General features: G+C 28.2%; 16 protein-coding genes and 1 pseudogene. 9 read left to right on the forward strand and 8 right to left on the reverse strand.

What is annotated here, in order from left to right:
- From dnaJ to bpSLO_RS02605, 3 genes are read right to left on the reverse strand one after another with little or no spacing between them, the layout of a single operon-like run.
- Positions 1 to 1,098 carry a molecular chaperone DnaJ gene (gene dnaJ, locus bpSLO_RS02595; RefSeq protein WP_025407380.1) on the reverse strand — a complete coding sequence of 366 codons (1,098 nt, stop codon included), beginning with the start codon at positions 1,096 to 1,098 and terminating at the stop codon, positions 1 to 3.
- Positions 1,098 to 2,996, reverse strand: coding sequence for a molecular chaperone DnaK (dnaK, locus tag bpSLO_RS02600; protein ID WP_025407379.1), 1,899 nt, complete (start codon positions 2,994 to 2,996; stop codon positions 1,098 to 1,100). Before dnaK ends, dnaJ begins: the two co-directional genes overlap by 1 nt.
- A 36-nt stretch (positions 2,997 to 3,032) precedes the next feature.
- Complete coding sequence (locus tag bpSLO_RS02605; RefSeq protein WP_051401547.1) at positions 3,033 to 3,545, reverse strand: nucleotide exchange factor GrpE; 513 nt, start codon at positions 3,543 to 3,545, stop codon at positions 3,033 to 3,035.
- 306 nt (positions 3,546 to 3,851) lie between these two features.
- On the opposite strand from bpSLO_RS02605, the pseudogene bpSLO_RS02610 reads away from it, so the two are divergent.
- The 3 genes and pseudogenes from bpSLO_RS02610 (at position 3,852) to bpSLO_RS02620 (ending at position 7,274) form a co-directional block, all read left to right on the forward strand.
- Positions 3,852 to 4,179: pseudogene (locus bpSLO_RS02610) on the forward strand (hypothetical protein).
- The gene (gene nadE / locus bpSLO_RS02615; RefSeq protein ID WP_025375522.1) at positions 4,148 to 5,698 is read left to right on the forward strand and encodes an NAD(+) synthase; all 1,551 of its coding nucleotides are present in this window, start codon (positions 4,148 to 4,150) and stop codon (positions 5,696 to 5,698) included. The pseudogene bpSLO_RS02610 and the gene nadE overlap by 32 nt, the downstream one beginning before the upstream one ends.
- Positions 5,691 to 7,274 (forward strand): PP2C family protein-serine/threonine phosphatase, encoded by a 1,584-nt coding sequence (locus tag bpSLO_RS02620; protein WP_025407378.1) that lies wholly within the window; start codon positions 5,691 to 5,693, stop codon positions 7,272 to 7,274. The genes nadE and bpSLO_RS02620 overlap by 8 nt, the downstream gene beginning before the upstream one ends.
- 125 nt (positions 7,275 to 7,399) lie before the next feature.
- Here bpSLO_RS02620 and bpSLO_RS02625 read toward each other — a convergent pair whose 3' ends face one another.
- Positions 7,400 to 7,834 carry a hypothetical protein gene (locus bpSLO_RS02625; protein ID WP_025375524.1) on the reverse strand — a complete coding sequence of 145 codons (435 nt, stop codon included), beginning with the start codon at positions 7,832 to 7,834 and terminating at the stop codon, positions 7,400 to 7,402.
- 117 nt (positions 7,835 to 7,951) lie between these two features.
- Here bpSLO_RS02625 and bpSLO_RS02630 point away from each other — a divergent pair, with 117 nt between their 5' ends.
- Together bpSLO_RS02630 and bpSLO_RS02635 are read left to right on the forward strand one after the other, a co-directional pair.
- Positions 7,952 to 9,760, forward strand: a complete 1,809-nt coding sequence (locus bpSLO_RS02630) for a hypothetical protein (protein WP_025407377.1) — start codon at positions 7,952 to 7,954, stop codon at positions 9,758 to 9,760.
- Complete coding sequence (locus tag bpSLO_RS02635; protein ID WP_025375526.1) at positions 9,753 to 10,538, forward strand: type III pantothenate kinase; 786 nt, start codon at positions 9,753 to 9,755, stop codon at positions 10,536 to 10,538. Before bpSLO_RS02630 ends, bpSLO_RS02635 begins: the two co-directional genes overlap by 8 nt.
- Before the next feature lie 277 nt (positions 10,539 to 10,815).
- Here bpSLO_RS02635 and bpSLO_RS02640 read toward each other — a convergent pair whose 3' ends face one another.
- From bpSLO_RS02640 to bpSLO_RS02650, 3 genes are read right to left on the reverse strand one after another with little or no spacing between them, the layout of a single operon-like run.
- A complete protein-coding gene (locus bpSLO_RS02640) occupies positions 10,816 to 11,622 on the reverse strand; it encodes a TIGR02757 family protein (RefSeq protein WP_246989767.1) in 807 nt (268 codons plus the stop codon).
- The gene (locus bpSLO_RS02645) at positions 11,609 to 12,220 is read right to left on the reverse strand and encodes a glucosaminidase domain-containing protein (protein WP_025375528.1); all 612 of its coding nucleotides are present in this window, start codon (positions 12,218 to 12,220) and stop codon (positions 11,609 to 11,611) included. Before bpSLO_RS02645 ends, bpSLO_RS02640 begins: the two co-directional genes overlap by 14 nt.
- A gap of 2 nt (positions 12,221 to 12,222) precedes the next feature.
- On the reverse strand, positions 12,223 to 13,509 hold the full coding sequence (locus tag bpSLO_RS02650; RefSeq protein WP_025407376.1) for a hypothetical protein: 1,287 nt from the start codon (positions 13,507 to 13,509) through the stop codon (positions 12,223 to 12,225).
- Positions 13,510 to 13,901: 392 nt separating this feature from the next.
- On the opposite strand from bpSLO_RS02650, the gene bpSLO_RS02655 reads away from it, so the two are divergent.
- Genes bpSLO_RS02655 through bpSLO_RS02670 form a run of 4 tightly spaced genes read left to right on the forward strand, consistent with a single transcriptional unit; the run spans position 13,902 to position 19,032 of the window.
- The gene (locus bpSLO_RS02655; protein ID WP_025407375.1) at positions 13,902 to 14,660 is read left to right on the forward strand and encodes an MBL fold metallo-hydrolase; all 759 of its coding nucleotides are present in this window, start codon (positions 13,902 to 13,904) and stop codon (positions 14,658 to 14,660) included.
- A gap of 19 nt (positions 14,661 to 14,679) precedes the next feature.
- Positions 14,680 to 15,441: an exodeoxyribonuclease III gene (gene xth, locus bpSLO_RS02660; protein WP_025375531.1), complete on the forward strand. Its 762-nt coding sequence runs from the start codon at positions 14,680 to 14,682 to the stop codon at positions 15,439 to 15,441.
- A gap of 25 nt (positions 15,442 to 15,466) precedes the next feature.
- The gene (locus tag bpSLO_RS02665; RefSeq protein WP_025375532.1) at positions 15,467 to 16,213 is read left to right on the forward strand and encodes a hypothetical protein; all 747 of its coding nucleotides are present in this window, start codon (positions 15,467 to 15,469) and stop codon (positions 16,211 to 16,213) included.
- Positions 16,210 to 19,032 (forward strand): M16 family metallopeptidase, encoded by a 2,823-nt coding sequence (locus bpSLO_RS02670; RefSeq protein ID WP_025375533.1) that lies wholly within the window; start codon positions 16,210 to 16,212, stop codon positions 19,030 to 19,032. Before bpSLO_RS02665 ends, bpSLO_RS02670 begins: the two co-directional genes overlap by 4 nt.
- Positions 19,033 to 19,054: 22 nt before the next feature.
- Here bpSLO_RS02670 and bpSLO_RS02675 read toward each other — a convergent pair whose 3' ends face one another.
- Positions 19,055 to 20,488: a hypothetical protein gene (locus bpSLO_RS02675; RefSeq protein ID WP_025407374.1), complete on the reverse strand. Its 1,434-nt coding sequence runs from the start codon at positions 20,486 to 20,488 to the stop codon at positions 19,055 to 19,057.
- Between the last annotated feature and the right edge of the window lie 65 nt (positions 20,489 to 20,553).

Genomic DNA, 20,553 nt, shown 5'->3' on the forward strand with positions numbered 1-20,553 from the left:
CTAAATTTTATTTAAAGTGACTTTGTCAATATCATTGATTTCCTTGCTTAAATCTTCCAGTAGACGAATGGCATTATAACTTAAATTTTTAGGAGTTTTGATCTTAATAATCAAAATGAGATTTCCAAATTTTTCTGTATGTAGTATTGGCATGCCTTCATTCTTGATGATGATTTGTTCATCATTTTCTGTTCCTTTTGGGATCTTTATTTCAATCTTTTTTTCTGCTATTGTTTGTATTTTTATCTCTTTTCCAAGTGCTGCTTGAGTAAAACTTATTGGAAGAGTTGCGTATAGATCTTTTCCATTTCTTTTGAAAGTTCTATGGGGTTTTATTGATACTCTTATGTAGAGATCCCCATATTGTTGATTATCGGGATTTACGCTGCCTTTTCCTCTCATTTTTATTTGTTGAGAATCATCAATTCCTGCTGGAATCTTAAGTTCGATTGTTTCTTTATATTTAAGGCTACCAGCTCCTTTGCATGATTTGCAAGGATTTGATATTATTTTTCCATTTCCATGGCATTTGGGACATGTAGTTGTTACTCTAAAAAAGCCTCCTCCTTGCATTACTCGGCCACCACCATTACACATGTTGCATATTGAAGGGCTGGTTCCTTTTTCAGATTTTTTTCCTAAGCAAGATTCACATAACATATTTCTTGCGATATTAATGTTATTTTTATAACCTAAATAGGCATCCTCAAGTGATATTTCTATTTGATATGTTATATCTTGACCCTTTTCATTTTGTCTATTTTTATCTTGTCCTCGTCTTCCAGTAAAGAATGAATCAAAGATATCTCCAAAATCTTCAAAAATGTCTGAGAATCCACTAAAGCCACTAGAAAAACCACTAAATCCCCCTCCACCTTCAAAAGCTGTGTGTCCAAATCGATCGTATTGAGCACGTTTATTGTCATCTCCCAAGACCTCATAAGCCTCTGTTGCTTCTTTAAAAATAGATTCAGCTTCTTTGTTATCTTTATTTTTGTCAGGGTGATATTTGATTGCTATTTTTCTATATGCTTTTTTGATTTCATCTTTTGAGGCTCCTTTTGAGAGCCCCAAAATTTCATAATAATCTCTTTTCACTATTTCTTATCCTCATCAACAACTTCGTAATCAGCTTCTTTGCTTTCACTACTTGCATTGTTTTGAGCATTGTCTTGATTTGATGAACTGGATTGAGCATCTTTGTACATCATTTCAGCTATTTTATAAGAAGCTTGTTGAAGTTCTTCTGTTTTTGATTTAATTAAAGCTATATCTGAGCCTTCTAGTGCATCTTTAAGTTCCTTTATTTTATTTTCAATATCTTCCTTATCCTCACTTGTTATTTTTTCTCTATATTCTTTTAGAGATTTTTCTGTTTGGTAAATTAAGGAATTAGCTACATTTTTTGCTTCTATGCTCTCTTTCAGTTTTTTATCTTCTTCAGCATGAGCCTCAGCATCTTTAACCATTCTCTCAATTTCGTCTTCAGATAGTCCTGATGATGATTCAATTCGAATTTTTTGTTCTTTTCCAGTTCCCATATCTTTAGCAGAAACATGAACTATTCCATTAGCATCAATGTCAAAGCTAACTTCTATTTGTGGAACTCCTCTTGGTGCTGCTGGTATTCCGTCAAGAATAAAATTACCCAGTACTCTGTTTTGTGATGCCATTTCACGTTCACCTTGCAAGACTTTAATGTCTACAGAAGTTTGATTATCTGCTGCTGTTGAGAATACCTGACTCTTTTTGGTAGGAATTGTAGTGTTTCTCTCAATTAGCTTTGTCATAACTCCACCAAGGGTTTCAATACCTAATGAGAGAGGTGTAACATCAAGGAGTACCATATCTTTAGTTTCTCCTGTCAATATTCCACCTTGAATTGCAGCTCCTATTGCAACAGCTTCATCAGGGTTTACACCTTTATTTGGTTCTTGACCGAATATTTCTTTTACGATTTTTTGAATGGCTGGTATTCTTGTGGAGCCTCCAACAAGTATTACTTCATTGATGTCAGAAGCCTTAAGTCCAGCGTCTTTAATAGCCTTAAGGCATGGTTCTTTTGTTTTTTGAACTAAATGATCCACCATTTGTTCGAATTTTGCTCTTGTGAGAGTGTATTGTAGGTGTTTAGGTCCATTTGCATCGGCTGTTATGAATGGAAGATTTATTGATGCTTCTTGAGCACCTGAGAGTTCTATTTTTGCCTTTTCGGCTGCTTCTTTAAGCCTTTGAAGTGCCATTTTGTCGTTTGATAGGTCAATAGCACTGTCTTTTTTGAATTCAGTAATTAAATGTTTGATGATTTCATCATCGAAGTTATCTCCCCCAAGATGGGTATCTCCATTTGTTGATTTAACTTCAAAAACACCATCCCCAAGTTCAAGTATTGAGATATCGAACGTTCCACCACCAAGATCATAAACAGCAACTATTTCTTCATTTTTTTTCTCAATTCCATAAGCAAGAGCTGCAGCTGTTGGTTCATTAACGATTCTTTTAACATCAAGTCCTGCAATCTTACCAGCATCTTTTGTTGCTTGCCTTTGAGCGTCATTGAAATATGCTGGAACCGTGATTACAGCTTCAGTAACAGTTTCTCCTAAATAGGCCTCAGCTGTTTCTTTCATTTTGGTAAGAGTTGCAGCTGATATTTCTGGTGGTGACATTTGTTTTTTTATATTGGAAATGTTTACACGAGCATCTCCATTTTGTCCCTTTTCTACTTTATAAGGAACCATTTTGATTTCACTTGCAACTTCTTCAAATCTTCTTCCCATAAATCTTTTTATTGAGTATATAGTGTTTTCAGGATTTGTAACCATCTGGTTTTTTGCTACTTGTCCTACAAGTCGTTCACCCTTGTTTGTGTAAGCTACAATTGATGGAGTAGTTCTTCCTCCTTCTGAATTTTGTATTACAACAGGTTTTCCGTGTTCCATTATGGCCACACATGAATTTGTTGTCCCAAGGTCAATTCCTATTATCTTTCCCATATAAAACCTCCTTTTGTATTTTTTTGATTTCTAATATTAATTTTTGCTTTGTGCAACTTTAACTTTTGCAGTTCTTAATACTCGATTATTGTAGCAGTATCCTTTTTGGTATACTTCTACGATTTCAGGGATTTTAACCCCTTCTTTTTCTTCTATGCTTATTGCTTCATGTTGACTTGGATCAAAGGTTTCTCCTAGTTTGCCAAACTTTTTTAGATTATATTTTTTGTCAAAGCTTGAGAGCATTTCACTTTCAATCATACTAATTCCTGATAATAGAGTATCAAAATCCCTTGATTGTTTTGATGAATCTATTGCTCTTTCTAAATTATCAAGAAAATTAATTATATCTTTCATTATGTTTTCGTTTGCGAATTTAATAAAATTTTCTTTATCTTTTTCAAGTCTTTTTCTAAAGTTTTCAAATTCTGCTTGTTTCCTTAAATACAAATCTTTTAGATTTGAAATTTCATTTTCTAATTCAGTGACTTTGCTTTCCATGCTAGGACTGTTTTCATTTTGTAGTATGTCATTTTTTTTTTCTTTGATTTTTTCAGGTTCTTCACATTGTTCCTTTTCTCCCACTTTAGCCTCCTTTTATAAAGCATTTTATCTTTAAAGAAAATATTTTACAAATTTTTTCTTTAAGAAATTTTTTGTGAATTTGGTTCGTTTTAATTATCTTTAAAAGAGTAGATTTTGACTATTAAGCCATAATAGTATAATATTGATACATATTTTGAGTTTAGTAAATTCTTATGTGTACTTTTTTGTCAAAATAAAAAAAATACATTGGTTATTTTTTTGTTTAAAGTTATATCTAAAGATTTGTTTTGAATATGTTTAAGGGTTTTTATGATTTTGTGTGGTTTTGGAGTAAACTTTTCATCAGGTTTTGAAATTTCTCTCTCGGATTACATTTTTAAGATATTACTTATAGTTAATATAGCAAGTTACTGTGCTCATATAGAGCAATATCAGGATTTGGAAGTGCTTTACAGGATATATAAGCGGTGGCTTTTTAATATTGGGATTTTTTTGTAATCAGTTTGGCTTTCAGGAGCCTGGAACAAATGATGAGATTAAAAAACTGTTAAGTGTGGATCAGCATTTTCTTGTAATTTTTTCTGTTATTGCTTATTATTTACTTTGTGAAAATATGTATAGCGCAGACAAAATGTAGACTTTTTAAGTTTAAGCATATTTTGGGTGTGTTTAAGAAAAATTATGAGTATGCTCTTCAAAATAAAGTTGATATTTTAGTTTTTCCTTTTATTTTTGTTGGGGGCATTGAGTATGAGAATTTGTTGCATAGAGCAGAATTTTTGAAAAAAATTCTTGATGGCCTTGATTTTATAAAAGGTCAGGTTGATGATAGACTTTGTGTTGTATTTGGACATTATAGTTTTTATGAGGGCAAAATATTAGATTGCGTATCAGTGGTAAATGATCATCAGTTTGTTTTGACAACTAGAGAAGTTAATAAGCCAGTCTTATTTAATTATAAGGGTCAAAGTATTGCTGTCTTGAATTTGGACGATGATCTTTTGTTTCAAGGGTTTGAGGACAAATTTAATGGGTCTTTCAGTCAAGCTGACTATATTTTAGTTCCATCAAAGTCTTATTTTACTGGCGAGAAGAATAACTTAAGGCTTAAATTTTTTAAAGAAATAGCTATGAGAAATAATTTGGAAGTTGTTTATGCCAATTTATGTGGTGTTTATGGCTCTACTGTATTTGATGGCCTGAGTTTTTTTATTAATGAGTACGGAAAAATAAAACAGGCTAAGGAATTTGAAGACGATATTTTATTTAATGAAGGATTTCATGATTTAGAACTTGACTGTGAGTCTAAAATTTTTGATAAACTTATTGAGGCATTGATAAGTAGTTTAAGAGAATATGTTGATCTCTCTGGTTTTGATAAAGTTCATTTAGGTGTTTCTGGAGGCATTGATTCTGCTGTTGTTGCTTATATTGCATGTGCTGCTTTAGGGGCTCATAGAGTTGTTGGTATTTCTATGCCTAGTCGGTTTTCATCAAAGGGATCTGTTTTTGATGCAAAAGAACTTGCTATGGAATTGGGATTTAAATTGATTGATATGCCTATTGAGGGTATGTTTCAATCTGTTTTAGAGTTTTTTAATGGGTATTTTAATACAAAGGGTGTTACTGAAGAAAATCTGCAAGCCAGGCTTCGGGGGCTTTTTTTAATGTCTTATAGTAATGCAAACAAGTCTTTGCTTTTAAATACTGGAAATAAAAGTGAAATTGCTGTTGGTTATTGCACCCTTTATGGTGATTCTTGTGGTGGAATTGCTTTGATTGGCGATTTATTTAAACGAGATGTTTATAATCTTGCAAAATATATTAATTTAAAAGAAGGTAGATCAATTATTTCTGTTAATATTCTTTCAAAAGAACCTTCTGCTGAATTGAGACCTGATCAAAAAGACAGTGATTCTCTTCCCAAATATGAAATTCTTGATGAAATATTAAGTCGATATTTGCTTGAAAATGAACCTTTGGAGTTGCTTTATGAAACTTTTGGAAAAGAAGTGGTTGCAAAGGTGTTAGATCTGTATTCTAGTAGTGAGTATAAAAGAAGGCAAGGTTCTATGATAGTTAAAGTTTCTAGGAAAGCTTTTGGTGATGATATTTTACTTCCTATTTCAAAAGTTGCGTTGACTGAGGATGAATAGTAATAATGTTATTAGTATATTAAATGAATTTAGTTTAAAATTAGAAGATATTTTCTTGCTTATCAATACTTATTCTTATGAACTTTATAAAGAAACCCCTAGGTATTTTTATGATGATATTACAAATTGTCTTGAGTTAACTTTAGAGATTGTTAATAAGTTTCAGGGAGAGTTTGAAGGTTCTCAAGACTTAAGCTTAGGTAAATTTCTGATTAGAAGCATGAAATGTGATTTGGTTTCTTATCTGTATTTATCTTTGGAATTAATAGATAATTCTATGCATTATAGTGGGCTTAGAGATGCTGGTATTGCTTTTTTTAAGGCAATTGCTTATAAGATCTCTTCGATAATATCTTATATAGAAATTGAGCTTGAAAATGTGTTTCTCTCTTCTTCTCTTGCAAGTAGACAAGCTTTAAATAAAGATGGACATAAGATATTGATTTTTTCATGTGATAGTATTTATAGTAAAAGACTTACAGATTATTTAATTTTAAGAGACTATATTGTTGTATCTGCAGATGCTGTTGACTTGTTCAATCAGTTACTCTGTAATGATTTTTATGATTTAATTATTCTTGATTTAAATTCGGATGAAGATATACAGTTGATTTTAAACTTGCTTAAGAATATTAAAAGTAATAGTCTTTATGAGATGATTCCTGTTATTGTTATTTCTCAAATCAGTGAAAAAGATATTATTCAGATTTTTATTGAAGAGCAAGTTGATGATTATTTTTTAAAAAGTTTAGATTTTTTGGTACTTGATATTAGGATAAGTAGTTTTATTGAAAAGAAAAAGATTATAGAGCAGGGACAAAAATATTTAGATCTTGTACTTCGTGGTAGAAAATATTTTGAGAGTGAACTAATAGAAGCTGGAAATTATATTGAGAATTTATTGCCCAAGAAGATGCAAAACGAATTTTTTAATTCTAATTGGATTTTTGTTCCATCAAAAAGAATCGGAGGAGATTTTTTTAATTATTATTTTGTTAATGATGATAATCTAATAATTTATTTGATAGATATTTCAGGTCACGGGATAGGTTCTGCACTTTTATCTCTTAGTGTTTCAAGTGTTATTAATTCTTATATCATGAATAATAATGATATAAGTCCCTCTGAAGTTTTAAGTTATGTTAACAGTTATTTTGTTAAGTTTAAAAGTGATATGTTTATTACATTATGGTATGGTGTTTTAAATGTAAAAACAAGACATCTAAGGTTTGCATCAGCAGGAGCACCGCCTGCTGTTGTTTTAAGTGCTAAGGATAATGTCTATCTTCAGACAAGAGGAGCAATCCTTGGGATTGAAGAGATGTATTCTTGTGAGGAGAATGAATGTATATTGAGTAAATTTTCACACCTTTTACTTTTTAGTGATGGTGTTTATGAGGTTGAAAATGAGCAAGATGTAATAATGGCTATTGATGATTTTTATAAAATATTGCAAGACAATACATATGATTTAGATGATTTTATTTTAGTACGTCTTTATAAGAAGATGTTAAATTTATCAAGATATAATGCGTTTAGAGATGATTTTTCTATTTTGGAATTTATTTTTAATTAATGGGTAAACTTTTAAAGTTTTGTGACTTTTAAATTTAATAGCTTAAACTTTTACATATGTGAAAAGCTGCCTTAAAAAATTTTTATTAGTTATTCAAGAATGTTGGAGCATTTGTTTTTAGTTTCTTATTTCTTTACATTTTTTTTAGATGTTTGTTTGTCTTGTGTTATGTTTGAGCTGTTAATAGATTTTAATAGTTTGTTTAGTGTCCAAGTTGAAAACTTGATATAAAGTTTTTTTATAGGATTTTTTGTATTTCTAAGTAGTACTTTTAGAGATTCTATATTCATTATAGTTATTATTTCTTTTAAAATTTTTGATAAGTTGTTAAAAATCTTAGATCCAACTTTGTGTCCTTCCATGATGAAGTTTTGAAGAATTATTTGATCTTTTTTTTGTAATCTTCTCATGTATAATTTTAGTATTCTTTCTTGTGAATTCATTATTTCTGCATTTATTTGTTCTTGTTTTTTTGATAATTTTTTTGATTCAATAATAGGTTTCTTGGGAAGAGATTTATATGGATTTGTCCCTGGGATATAGTTTTTTGGAATCTTCATTTATTTTTTTACTCCTATTTATATTGACTGTACATACTTCTATTAAGTTTATTAAGTTTTTTGCTTTTATACAACTGATGTTGATATTTTAATTCTTTATTATTAATATTTAATGATATGAATAAATATTGCGGTTTAAGTTTTTTTTACTTGTTAATTGGTATTCTATTTTTATTTTTGATTGTTTTTATTCAGTTTAGAGATTTAAGTTTAAATGTATTTTTATTAAAGGATTTAAAATTATTAGTTAATAATAAGGTTGAAGATAGTCAGTATGTTTTAGATAGTCTTACTCTTAGTATAAGGGGTATTAAGATAAATTTATCTAAAACCAAACCGATTATCATTCCTGCAAATGGGCTTCATCTTTATCCCATTTCTTATAAGGTTCAGGATAATGCAATACATGTTTATTTTGAAAATAATATTTTATTACTATTTTCATTTGATTCAAATGATAATTTTAATGTTAGTTCAAATCTTTCTAAAAAACTACTAATTAGTTATGAAATTGAGAGTGATTATAAAGTTTTATTTGATGAAAATATTATTATTAAGGGTACAGATGGTCATTTTGAGGTTGCTTTGGGAAAACATAGTCAAATGAATGAGAGAGAAATTTCAGTTAGTCCTCAAGAAGTTTTTCAGATCGGAAATTTGGTTGAAGAATCTCAGACTCCAGATGAATTGATCTCTAAAAAACCTTCTAGGGATATTCCTCTAGACATAAATTCACCGGTTGTGTATTCATTAATTAAGAAGGTAGATAAAAATTTTTTTGACTCAGCATTGCTTGAATTTAGAAATAAAGCCTATGATGCATGGAGTCATAAGTCAAACTTTAGTGTTGAAAAGGGTGGATGGCGTAGAGGTAATGTATATTCTTTTGATGAGGATATATTTATTTATCTTTTAGCTGAGTCTTTGACAAGACCTAATTATGAAGCTACTTTTTTAAATCTTAAGTCTTTAATTGACCTTAATGAAGATCATTTAACATATTTAAGTGCAAGTTATTATGTTAATGCAGAAAGACTTGGTAAATTTTTTCGATATTTATCTGTAAATAAAACTTTTATTAATTCGCTTGAGTCGGATAAGCTTTTAAGATATTTAAAAGAAGATGCATATCTTTTGGAGAAAATTTTTTTATCTGAAAATATTTCCATTTTAAATGGTGCATTAGATATTTTAAGGAAACCGGAAGTAATATTGACTTCTGGATTTAGTTTAACCCAGGCTTATAATGTGCTTTCTAATTATATTATATTCTTGCAATTTGATAATGATAGTTTTGTTCTTGGGAGACTTAGGGAAGAGTTAACTAAATTTGTATCTACTTTATTTTCTGTAACTAGTCATGGAGAAGCGTATGTTTCTGATAATAAGAATGACTTGTCTTGGGATTTTGAATATACACTTAAGATTGCCGGCTTACTTAAAAGACTTGCTTTCCAATTAGGTGATGATTTAATTTTGGAATTTGCTTTTAATGCTATTTATTATTCTTTACTTAAACCTGATATAGAGAAGATTCCTTATGAAAATTATTATGCTGATATTGTTGATAATGATTATATTCCAAAATTTAGTTTATTTCCAAATCTTGGGATTGGACATTGGATATATGGTTCATCAAAGATTGTAAATTTTAATTTTTCTAATGCGTTTTATTCTATTGATTTTAATCGTAATTTAAATTCCCCTGGGTATTTCTTTTTTAAAGGTATTTCAAATCCTACCTTGGTTAGGTTTAGGAATATTAATTGGTTTACAGATCCTCGGTTTTACATATATTCTGATGGATGGAGATATTATTCGGATAATAAGACATTGGTTTTAAAAATAACACCTAAGAAGTCAGATGATATGAAAATTCTCTTAAGATTTGACGATGTAAAGGTACTTAAGGATATTGATGAGTAAATTTGTTGCTGCAGTTCAGTTAATCATTGATATTGGAAACACCAGTATATCTTTTGCGTTATATGGACTGGATAAAATGCAGATATTTTGTAAGCTTAGCACAAAACGTGATTTGAGTTTTAAGGAGCTTTATGAGTTTCTTAAATTTAAATTTGACTTCAAGGTTGATCAAGTTTTTGTAAGTAGTGTTGTGCCAGTTATTGATAAAGTACTAATTAATGCAATTGTTGCTCTTTATAAGGTAAAACCTTTATTCATTAGATTTGATTTAAATTATGACTTAAGTTTTAATCTTTATAATACCAATCGATTTGTATTAGGGTCAGATGTTTTTGCAAATCTTGTTGGGGCTATTGAGTATTATAATATTAATGATGCTTTAGTAGTAGATCTTGGAACAGCTTGTACTATTTTTGCGATTAGCAGAAAGGAAGGCATACTTGGTGGTCTGATTAATGGTGGGCCTTGCACAAGTTTGAATGCATTAATTGAAAATGCATATCTTTTAACGGATTTTGATCTTGCAGTACCAAAGAAATTGCTAGGCTTATCAACTGTTGATAGTGTAAATAGTGGTGTGATTTATCAGTATAAATATTTAATAGAAGGTGTTTATCATGAGCTTATGCGTAATTATGATAGGAATTTTAAATTGATAATTACAGGTGGAAATTCTTATTTGGTTTTACCTTTAATAAGTTTAGATTTTGTATCAAATTTGTATTTAACCCTTGAAGGCATTAGGATTTTGGGCAATGCTTTTAAAGTTGTTTATTAATGTTTTTCTTGATAAAAATTTTTGTGCTGTAATTATTAAATACTATTGTACCGTAAGATAAATTTAATTTTTTTTGCTAAATAAATTTAGAAATTCTTTTGTGTTTTGAATTTTATATTTTATTATCACTGAATTTATTTTCATTTTTTCTTTAGGTAAAACTTCCTTGAGTAATTAGTTAAATAACATTTACTTGAAATTAAAATGTTTGCTCTTATTTAAATTTTCTGAAATTTAAATAAGTTTTTGCAGTATTAATATTTTTAATGCCTAGTATTTAAAGTTTGAAAATATTTGTAAATAGTTCTTCTTTATTAAATTCTCTGTTTATTCCAAACCGGGTTAAAGAAAAATCATATTTTACAGGATCATCTTTATTCTCTTTTGCAAAATGTTTTGTTACTTCTATTGCTCTTTTAATACTTACATTTTTTTTGTTTTTGAGATTAAATAGTTTTGATGAGATATTTGTCATGTGAGTATCCATTGGAACTATTAAATTTGATGGGCTAAATTTATTCCAAATTCCTAAGTCAACATCATCTTTTCTTATCATCCATCTTAAGAATAGAAATAGTCTTTTACAGGCACTTCCTCTTGAAGGTTTTGGAAGTATTATGCCAAATGAGTGCCCATTGATATTTTCCATTTGTGTTATTAGATCCTCTAGGCTTGATATGAAATTTTTATTTTTTTTGTAAATGTTATGAAGTAAATTTTCAATTGTTAAGTATTTTTCTTTTACTTTCTTAACGGACATTAATAGTCTTACAATATCTTTTGTTTTGAAAAATCTATAAGTAAAATCTTTGTATATTGTATCTAATTCTTCTTTTTTAAGTATTTTAAGTGTTTCTGCAGGTTTATTTCCAAGAGGTTTTAAAACAGACTCAATTGCTGTTAATATTCTCTCAACTCTTCCTAGTGCGAGTGATGAGCTAATAAGACCTGCCAGTTCGATGTCTTCTTTTTCTGTATATTTGTATAAAAATTCTAGTGGATCTGGATGAACAAATTCGCGTTTATTGTATTTATTGTATATCCATTCTAATATATCTAATATAGTATCCTTATTTTTTTGCATTGTCAGATTCTAATAGTCCAAGCAATATTTTCTTTAACTTTTTGTCATAAAACTTATCTTTGGCCCATTTGCCCGTAAGATCGTATATTGTTGGAGCAGATCCTCTTTGCACTAGATAAAATCTAGGATCAACCATATTGGATTTTATGTTTTGTCTTGAAGCATAAGCTTTTAAATGTTGAATGTGAGCTCTTATTCCTTCTTTAATATTAGAAAAAGAATTTCCCTTTGTAAAATTGTCAGTAGCTCCTATACCTGAGAAGTTGTGTTGCTCTTTAGAGACGATACCATTGAATTTTAAAATTCCCGTTTCAAGTAGCATTTGAGCATAGGCAATATCATAATTTATTCCTTCAATTATGGCCTCATCTATATAAGTTTGTGCAATTGTTTTAACATATTCCGCTTCAAGGTAAGGATTCATTTTCAATGTATATTTTACAAGATCTTCTACTTGACTTATTCCTTTACTTAGTAAAAAGGGAATGTATTTTTCTTTTTGTATTTCAGTGTTTATTTCAATTATTTCTTCAATGCAGTAACTCTTTACTGTTAGTAATGTCAAATATATTGTTAACAGTATAAATTTTTTTTGCATTTTTAAGATCCTCTGTCTTCAATAAATTGATTGATTTCGTTGGTTATAAAATCAAATCTTGGTAGCATTAATTTTTTGTCTTTAAAGAAATTGAAACTTTCTAAATAACTTCTACTAAAGATGAAATCAGAAATTTCACCAATATGATTCATGTTTATTACTTTTATAGAGGATGGATCTATGTCTGTTTTTTGCCATTCATTTTCATCCTGCTTTATTAGTAGTTGCAATGTTTTTATTTTTGAGCTTTGAGGTTTTCCACCGATGTTTATGTATTTTTTTATTTGTTTGTTTTTACTAATGATTTCATTTGCAATATTTGCTTGATTTCCCATTGTAATTAGAGTTAATTGATTTAGATCTGTTCTTAGATTTAGAAATTTTAATTTTTGAGTTGATTTAATAAGTTCAAGAATATTTTGAATCTCTGTAACTTCAGATATTTTGTCTTTTCTGTCGCTGAAAATTTTGATAGGCTCTATTAAATACTTAATAGTTGTGTTCGAAATGTGAGCTAACAATCCTGCATTTTTATTTTTAATAAAATTATGAGTATTGATATGTCTGTATTGTGGAGCGTATAGGTATACAATGTTTCCTTTTTTAACTAATCTGTTTACAAATGATTTAAACATTGAATCATGAGAATAAAAGGGAAGTATAATTAAGATACTATCATATAGTTTTTGATTGTCACTAATTGGAGCATCTTTATATACATTTTCATATTTTGGCAGATAGTTCATTTCATTTATGAAAAATGGATTAAAATCGTAATAAAAAAAAGGATTTTGACTTTTAAATCCTAGGGTGAGACTGATTGGATACCAAACTGATAGATTTAAATTATTCTTGTGATCTTTAACTTTTGTAAATCCTATTTTATAGGTGGAATTGACATCTTTTTGGTAGTCTGTAAAGAACCCAAGGTATGAAAATATTGTTGCAATTAATACTACCATTGTTGATGGTAGTACTATCATTATTTTAAATGGGATAGTAAAAATAATTCTTCTAAGTTTATTATCTTTCTTTTTTGTTCGTCTTCTAAGAATGATGGTTTTTATGGTTTTCATGGTAGTTGTTATTAAGAAAAATAAAAATATGGATCCTGTATAGAACATTAATGGTCTAACCTCTATGAGATATAGAGTAATTATAAAAAATATTCCTGGGAAAATTATGAAATAATCCTCGTAAGAAAATTCTCTTTTAAAATTGAAGAAATTTATTATTAAAAATATACTAAAACTTAGTAAAAATATTGTTTCATAAGATTGTTCATGCATAAAAAATAATTTTTCCTTAAATAATTATAAGCATAAAAACTCTATTTACAAAATAATTTATTGAGTTATAAAGTAGATTATAATGATATAATATAATTTATAACTCAATAAGTTAGTGAGTTGGTATTTATCTTGTTTAACTTTAAGTATTGATTATAACTTTTTAAATTTTTATTTGAAAATATAAAATTGGAGTATATAATTAATTATACTTGATATAGTTTATAATTTCTTTTTCTGAATGGTTTGTGATACAATACCTTAAAATTTGAACTGTAAATGGTTTAAATTTTGTCTTTTTTGTTTATTATTTCTTGTTTGATATATTATTTTCTTTTGTCGTTTGGTTTTAGTGTGGTATAATTGGGTTCTTTAAGAGGCAATGGTGGTACATGTTGGGAATCTTTTTAGGAACCGGTTCGTCAAGTGGTGTTCCTATGTTAAGTTGCGATTGTAGAGTATGCTGTTTAAACTTTGGTAAAAACAAGAGGCTTAGGAGTTCATTTTTAATCAATTTATATGGAATGAACTTGTTAATTGATACAGGTCCTGATATCAGAGCACAGCTTTTAAGAGAAAATATCGTTAAGTTAGATTTGGTATTGTATACTCATGAGCATTATGATCATATTATGGGTCTTGATGATATTAAATTTTATACAAGAGGTGCTCCTTTGCCTATTTATGCGCGAGAGAGTACAATGCAACATATTAGAAATGTTTTTCCGCATAATTTTTCATCAAAAATGTCTACAAGTGGAAAAGCAAATATTATTCCTAATTTGGCGGTGGATTTACAGCAAATTTTTTTTAGAGGAATAAATATAATACCCATTCCTTTATTACATGGGGATATAATTAGTTTAGGATATAGAATAAACAATCTAGCATATCTTACTGATGTTAAATTTATTCCTGAAATTTCTTACAATTATTTAAAGGGATTGGATGTACTGGTAATAGATGCTTTAAGGCTTAAACCTCATCCTGGACATTTGAATTTTGATGATGCTATTGTTGAGGTTAAAAAAATAGATCCTAAGGTTGCTTATTTTACGCATATTTCACATGATATAATGCATGAAGAATTTGATTATCTAAAGAGAGATAATATTTATTTGGCTTATGATGGTCTTCAGATACATGTTTGATTTGAATTGGTAAATAATTATGAATTTGATTTCTTGGAATGTCAATGGAATAAGAGCTATTTTTGGTAAAGGTTTTCTTGATTTTATTGAGAAATATAATCCGGATATTTTATGTCTTCAGGAAACTAAGGCTTGCAAAGAACAGTTACCAAAGGAGCTTATTAATATTGAAGGGTATTATTCATTTTTTTCAAAATCCATAATAAAGGGTTATAGCGGAGTTGGTATTTATTCAAAGGTTGAGCCTATTAAATTAGAAAATATGAATATGGAAATATTTGATAGGGAAGGAAGATGCCTTATTGCTCATTATCGTGATTTTATTCTTATTAATGCGTATTTTCCTAATTCTCAATCTTTAAGAAAAAGACTTCCTTATAAGCTTGAATTTTTAATGAGTCTTGAGTCTATTGCAAATGTGTTTGTAACTTCTGGAAAAAATATTGTCATTTGTGGTGATTTTAATATTGCACATACGGAGATTGATTTAGCTAATCCTAAGACCAGCAGAGAATCTGCTGGTTTTTACATTGAGGAGACTACTTGGATGGATAACTTTTTAAATGGAGGTTATGTGGATACATTTAGAATGTTTAATATGGATCCGGGGAACTATACCTGGTGGGATTATAAAACAAGGGCAAGAGAGCGTAATATAGGCTGGAGAATTGATTATTTTATTGTAAATGAATTTTTTAAATCAAAGGTAAAAGATGCTTTAATTTTAAGAGAGGTCATGGGTAGTGATCATTGTCCTGTTTTTTTAGAGTTAAAGCAGTAAAGTGATATGTATGAGATATATGTATATGGGTATGTATTTTATAACTATTCTGATTTTTTTTGTTCATGGTTTTAGTTTTGGGATTAATTTAGAGAGTATTGATTTTTATCGCAGTCTTGAGAAGAAAGATCTATTATTTGTGATCCACTTATTGGAGCGAGAGAGATATTTAACCCGAAAGAATGAGCTTTTTACATATATTGATTTGGCTAAGCAGGTTTTGTCTGAAATGAGTTTTGAGGTTTTAAGTGGTGGTAATAAGTTGGATGGTATTCAACATATTAATACTCTACAACCCCCAGAAAATTACAATAGTTCGAAGTTTGTCTTAAAAGCCTCGAAAGCTTTAGATATTTTTGTTTACTTTGATGATAATGATGGATTTTTGAAAACTTTAGATGGGCGCAATGTAGGTATTCAAGATGGTAAGTTTATGATTTTAGAGCCAGTATCCTTTAAAAGTTATGATAGCTTATCAAATGAGCATACTACTATCGAAATTTATGAGATGAGTATTGTAAATCCTGATTTCAGTAAATTTGTTTTAGATAAATTGAAACCTTTTGTTTATGTTGGGGAATTGAATAAGAGAGTTTACCTTGATGATATTTCAAAGTTATCTAAAGGAGAACTTTTATTTTTATTTTATGAATTGTTTCCTCTTGCTAGGTTAAAGGGTATCAAAGATTGGTATGATTTTGGATTTTTATCTATTCTTAGAGAAATTAAAAAAATTTATAACGTAAAAATCAATTCAAGGAAAATAAAATGAAATATGAACATATTGGCAATATTAGCATATTAAAATTTATCTTTTTAATTTTGGTCTTTCTTTTTTTATCTTGTTCATCTTCTAAGTTAAAGGTAGATAAAAACTTATTAAGTGGCCAACTTAAAAATGGACTTAAATATTATATTTATGGTAATCAACTTCCAAGTAAGGCTGTTCATATGGGGATTTTGTTTAATGTTGGTTCTTTAAACGAAGAGGAAAATGAGAGAGGTTTGGCGCATTATCTTGAACATATGGCTTTTAAGGGTACAACAGATTATCCTGGTAGTGAGGGTATTTTGGAAGTTCTTAAAAAATTTGGGATGAAATTTGGGGCTGATATTAATGCTTATACTAGTTTTGATAAAACTTATTATCATCTTGATTTGCCAGATGGTGGTAATGAGTCAGAAATTGATGAGGCTTTGAATGTGTTAAGGAACTGGGCTTTTCAAGTTAAATTTGATGAAGTAGAAATAGATAAAGAGCGTAATGTTATTCTTGAAGAAAAAAAGCGTAGAGAGAATTATGCTGGTAGGGTAGCTGAAAAAATATTTGGGGTTATTTTTAATAATAGTAAATATGCAGTCAGATTTCCTATTGGACTTGAAGAGAGAATTTTATCTTTTAAATCAGAAGACTTTAAGAAATTTTATAAGAAATGGTATAGACCAGATCTTACTAGCATCATTATTGTGGGAGATATTGCCCCTGATAAGATTGAAAAGAAGGTAAGAGAACGATTTGCATCGTTAGAAAAACCAGTAAGTGAGCCTGAAAGGATTAAAATAAGTTTGGATACTATTATTGATAAAAAATTTGTAAGTATAGAAGATATTGAGACTCCATTTCCTAGTATGAATTTTGTTGTTAAAAATAAGATTGAGAATAATTTTAGTACTATTGATGATGTTAAAAGATTGGTTGAAAAAACCTTATTAGACGAGCTTTTTGTAAATAGATTTTATGAGTTAAAGCTTGCTGGAACAAATTATTTTATGTCCTTTGATAAATTTGATTCACAATTTAAATCAGATGATAATTATATTTTAATTAATGAAATTTCTTTTAAAATTAATCCAGAGCATTTTAAAGAAGCTATTGAAGGATTTTTTTATGAGATTGAGAGAATCAAGAGATTTGGTTTTACAAAGGGGGAGATCGATAAGATCAAATCCAAACTTATAAGTTCTGCTAAACTAAACAAGGATAATATCAATAAGCGACATTCATCTAGTATTGCGAATACTTTAGTAGATGTAGCATCTCAAGGTTATTTAATGTTTGATATGGATGAGTATTTTGATATTTTTATTGATCATCTAGATAAAATTAGTGTAAAAACAATATCAGATTTTGCCAGGAATGAAGCATCCATAGATGATATGGCTATTATTTATTCTTATTCTAAGAAGTTTCATCCCAATTTAACTTTTGAAGAGATGAAAGGATTGCGTAATTTTGCTTTAGAGAGAGAATTTAAACCTTATGATGATGTATCGATGCAAGGGGAATTCTTTAAAAAGTCTTTGGAACGCAAAGATATTATTGATGAGAAAGAATTGTTCGATGGAATTTCATCCTTTATTCTGGAAAATGGAGTTGAAGTTTATTTTAAACATAATGATAATAAGAAAAATGTAGTCAATTTTAGTGCATCTTCTTGGGGTGGTTTGTTAAGTGAGAATGCTGAGCTTATACCTGTTTTGTCTTTGGCTCCAAGAGTAGTTTCTAGTTCAGGGTATGGAGATTATTCTCAGCTTCAAATTGAAAAATATTTGTCAGACAAAATTGTAAGTTTATCACCAACAGTTGGTGATCAAATGACAAGCATTAATGGTAGTGCTGATATTAAAGATCTTGAAACTCTTTTTAAGCTTATATACTTTACCTTTAATGAGCCAAAGATAGATGATGTTGTTTTACAAAGTATCATTGATGATATAAAAGCAAGAATTAAGAGTAGAGAAAATAATTCTAAACATCTTTTTTATAGTGCTATTGAGCGATTTTATAACAATGATGATTATCGTTTGAGAGATATTAAAGAATCTGATTTGAAAAATGTATCTAAAGATGTTCTTTTAGATTTTTATAAAAAAAGGTTTACTTATGCAAACAACTTCAAATTTGTCTTTGTAGGAGATGTTGATTTAGAGACAATAAAAAATCTTTCAAGTAAATATTTAGGTAATTTAAATTCAAAGAAATTGAATGAGTTTAGAGATTTGGATTATTCTTATAAAAAAAGCACGGATAGAATAGTTATAAAAAAGGGTGAGGATTCAAGTAGTCTCGTGTACATTTTGTATCCTTTTAAGTTTAATTATACACCTGAGAATATTTTAAATTATGATGCTTTAGCATCGCTATTAACTGAAGATCTTGTTAAAACCATTAGAAGGGAGATGTCTAGTGTTTATTCAATAGGAGTCTCTTTTGAGTATTTACTTAGAAAACATTCTAATTCTGATGGGTTTATGACTGTGTATTTTACGGTTGAACCTAAGGTTTTAGATAGTGTATTGCAGGTTATTAATGAGTATATCTTAGAAAAACAAAAATCAGATTTTGTAGACAAAGATTTTGATTATATTAAGAAAAATATTATTAAAAATAATAATATTCGTTCTGAATCTAATGGGTATTGGCTTTCAAGGATATTAGGTTCAATTCTTTGGTATGGTGCTTTAAAAGATACTTTCAGTGCTAAATTTATTGAAAATACTTTAAGTAAAGACATCATAAATATGTTGTTTAGAAAAATAGATTTTAATCAAGGGACAGAGATTATTTTACTTCCAGCAAAGGATAATTAATTTGAAATTTTATTAGTATGTATTATATTTTGCCTTCAAAAAGGATTAATAGTTCTCCGGCTATTAGTCCTTTTGATTTCCATAATAATTCTTCTAATTTTATAGCCCATTTTTCGTATCTCTTTAGTCCAAATTTGGAAAAATATTTGCTGTTAGTCAAATATTTTGCAATATCTTTTTTTGAAATTTGCGTGGTATAGGTGAAGAATTCGTTTATTATTAAATATTGAGATTTAACATCATAACCTTTATTGTCTAAAAATTTGATCCAAGCTTTTTTGTCTTTAGATGAGACATTTTTATTCCAGAAATTAAAAATTGCTTTATTGAAATTATTGTCTGTAAAGAAATACATGTGTAAGATTTCGTGCATAAATATTGTCATTTGAGCTGTTTTTGACATAGTTTCATCTTCTGCATAAGTTGCAAATGCAATATTTCTTGATTTGTCTTTTATTTTAATTGTATTGTTTTCAATATGTGCTAATTTGTTGATTATAATTAAGTTTTTTAAAATTATTTCTTCTTTATTTAGTTTGATATTTGATTTTTGTGCTACATTGAAGAATGTAATTATATCTTTAAGTCTGTAATTATGACCTTTCCATCCTACTTTATTTTTTAGCTCGTTATTTGATAATAACATTCCTCTAAATCCTTTTTTTTCGATAAAAAATGCAATTCTTTTTAACATTAAAGACTGATCGTTTAAGTTTTTGAATTTTAGTACATATATGTCAGGTTCTGCTATTAACTTAAATAGCTCAAATGCATCTCTTCTGTAATTTTCTTTTTTATAATTAAAAATGAATTTTAAATCAGAATTTATGGGTTTGTTTATATCGTAGTAAGCATTCATGTCAATATATCCAATTTCGCTTATTTGAATCATATTGTTGTTTTTAGTATATTTTATTTCATCATTCTTATTGTTTAGTGATGTGTACTTGATAAAATTAGATAATACTATTTTTTGAGATTCTTTTTCTGAACATAAGTTTGTGATTATGGGACTTAATATTATTTCTTTTGCTTTAAAGCCTATGATGGGAAACATATTGTTGTTAAGATTAAATTTAATAAAATATTCATTTTGACTGATTAATATTTTAAATTTCTGATGATTTGATGTTGTTGTTTTATTCTTTGAATTTTTTATTATAATGTTATTTAGATTGATGGATTTAATATTATTCATTTTGATTTCTATTGTTAATATTTTATCTTGATTAATGATTTTTGGAATATTATATGAGTAATTTTTGTCTTGAGTGTTGATTTCTATGCTTGCATTTTCATTGATCTGAAGATTTAGTACAACGTGATTTATTTTGTCTTTATCATAGTATATTTTTTTTTGATTGTTATGCCTGATCGGAAATTTTATTTGTTTTTTGTTTGCATATATTATGTAGAAACTTGTTAATAAAATTAATATCGCTAGGATATTTTTCATTATTATATACAATTGTAATGATTTATAGTAATTATATATAATAATGAAAAATAGAGAACCTCATG

Origin of the sequence: Borrelia parkeri (genome assembly GCF_023035815.1) — a bacterium.
Lineage (GTDB): Bacteria > Spirochaetota > Spirochaetia > Borreliales > Borreliaceae > Borrelia > Borrelia parkeri.

What these genes read in the sequence shown, in the direction of transcription:
- bpSLO_RS02620 (WP_025407378.1), top strand. Translation starts at nt 5,691, where the DNA reads ATGAATAGTAATAATGTTATTAGTATATTAAATGAATTTAGTTTAAAA.
- bpSLO_RS02640 (WP_246989767.1), bottom strand. Translation starts at nt 11,622, where the DNA reads ATGCAAAAAAATAAGGATACTATATTAGATATATTAGAATGGATATAC.
- bpSLO_RS02650 (WP_025407376.1), bottom strand. Translation starts at nt 13,509, where the DNA reads ATGCATGAACAATCTTATGAAACAATATTTTTACTAAGTTTTAGTATA.
- bpSLO_RS02630 (WP_025407377.1), top strand. Translation starts at nt 7,952, where the DNA reads ATGAATAAATATTGCGGTTTAAGTTTTTTTTACTTGTTAATTGGTATT.
- bpSLO_RS02655 (WP_025407375.1), top strand. Translation starts at nt 13,902, where the DNA reads ATGTTGGGAATCTTTTTAGGAACCGGTTCGTCAAGTGGTGTTCCTATG.
- bpSLO_RS02635 (WP_025375526.1), top strand. Translation starts at nt 9,753, where the DNA reads ATGAGTAAATTTGTTGCTGCAGTTCAGTTAATCATTGATATTGGAAAC.
- bpSLO_RS02665 (WP_025375532.1), top strand. Translation starts at nt 15,467, where the DNA reads ATGGGTATGTATTTTATAACTATTCTGATTTTTTTTGTTCATGGTTTT.
- bpSLO_RS02675 (WP_025407374.1), bottom strand. Translation starts at nt 20,488, where the DNA reads ATGAAAAATATCCTAGCGATATTAATTTTATTAACAAGTTTCTACATA.
- bpSLO_RS02625 (WP_025375524.1), bottom strand. Translation starts at nt 7,834, where the DNA reads ATGAAGATTCCAAAAAACTATATCCCAGGGACAAATCCATATAAATCT.
- xth (WP_025375531.1), top strand. Translation starts at nt 14,680, where the DNA reads ATGAATTTGATTTCTTGGAATGTCAATGGAATAAGAGCTATTTTTGGT.
- bpSLO_RS02670 (WP_025375533.1), top strand. Translation starts at nt 16,210, where the DNA reads ATGAAATATGAACATATTGGCAATATTAGCATATTAAAATTTATCTTT.
- dnaK (WP_025407379.1), bottom strand. Translation starts at nt 2,996, where the DNA reads ATGGGAAAGATAATAGGAATTGACCTTGGGACAACAAATTCATGTGTG.
- bpSLO_RS02645 (WP_025375528.1), bottom strand. Translation starts at nt 12,220, where the DNA reads ATGCAAAAAAAATTTATACTGTTAACAATATATTTGACATTACTAACA.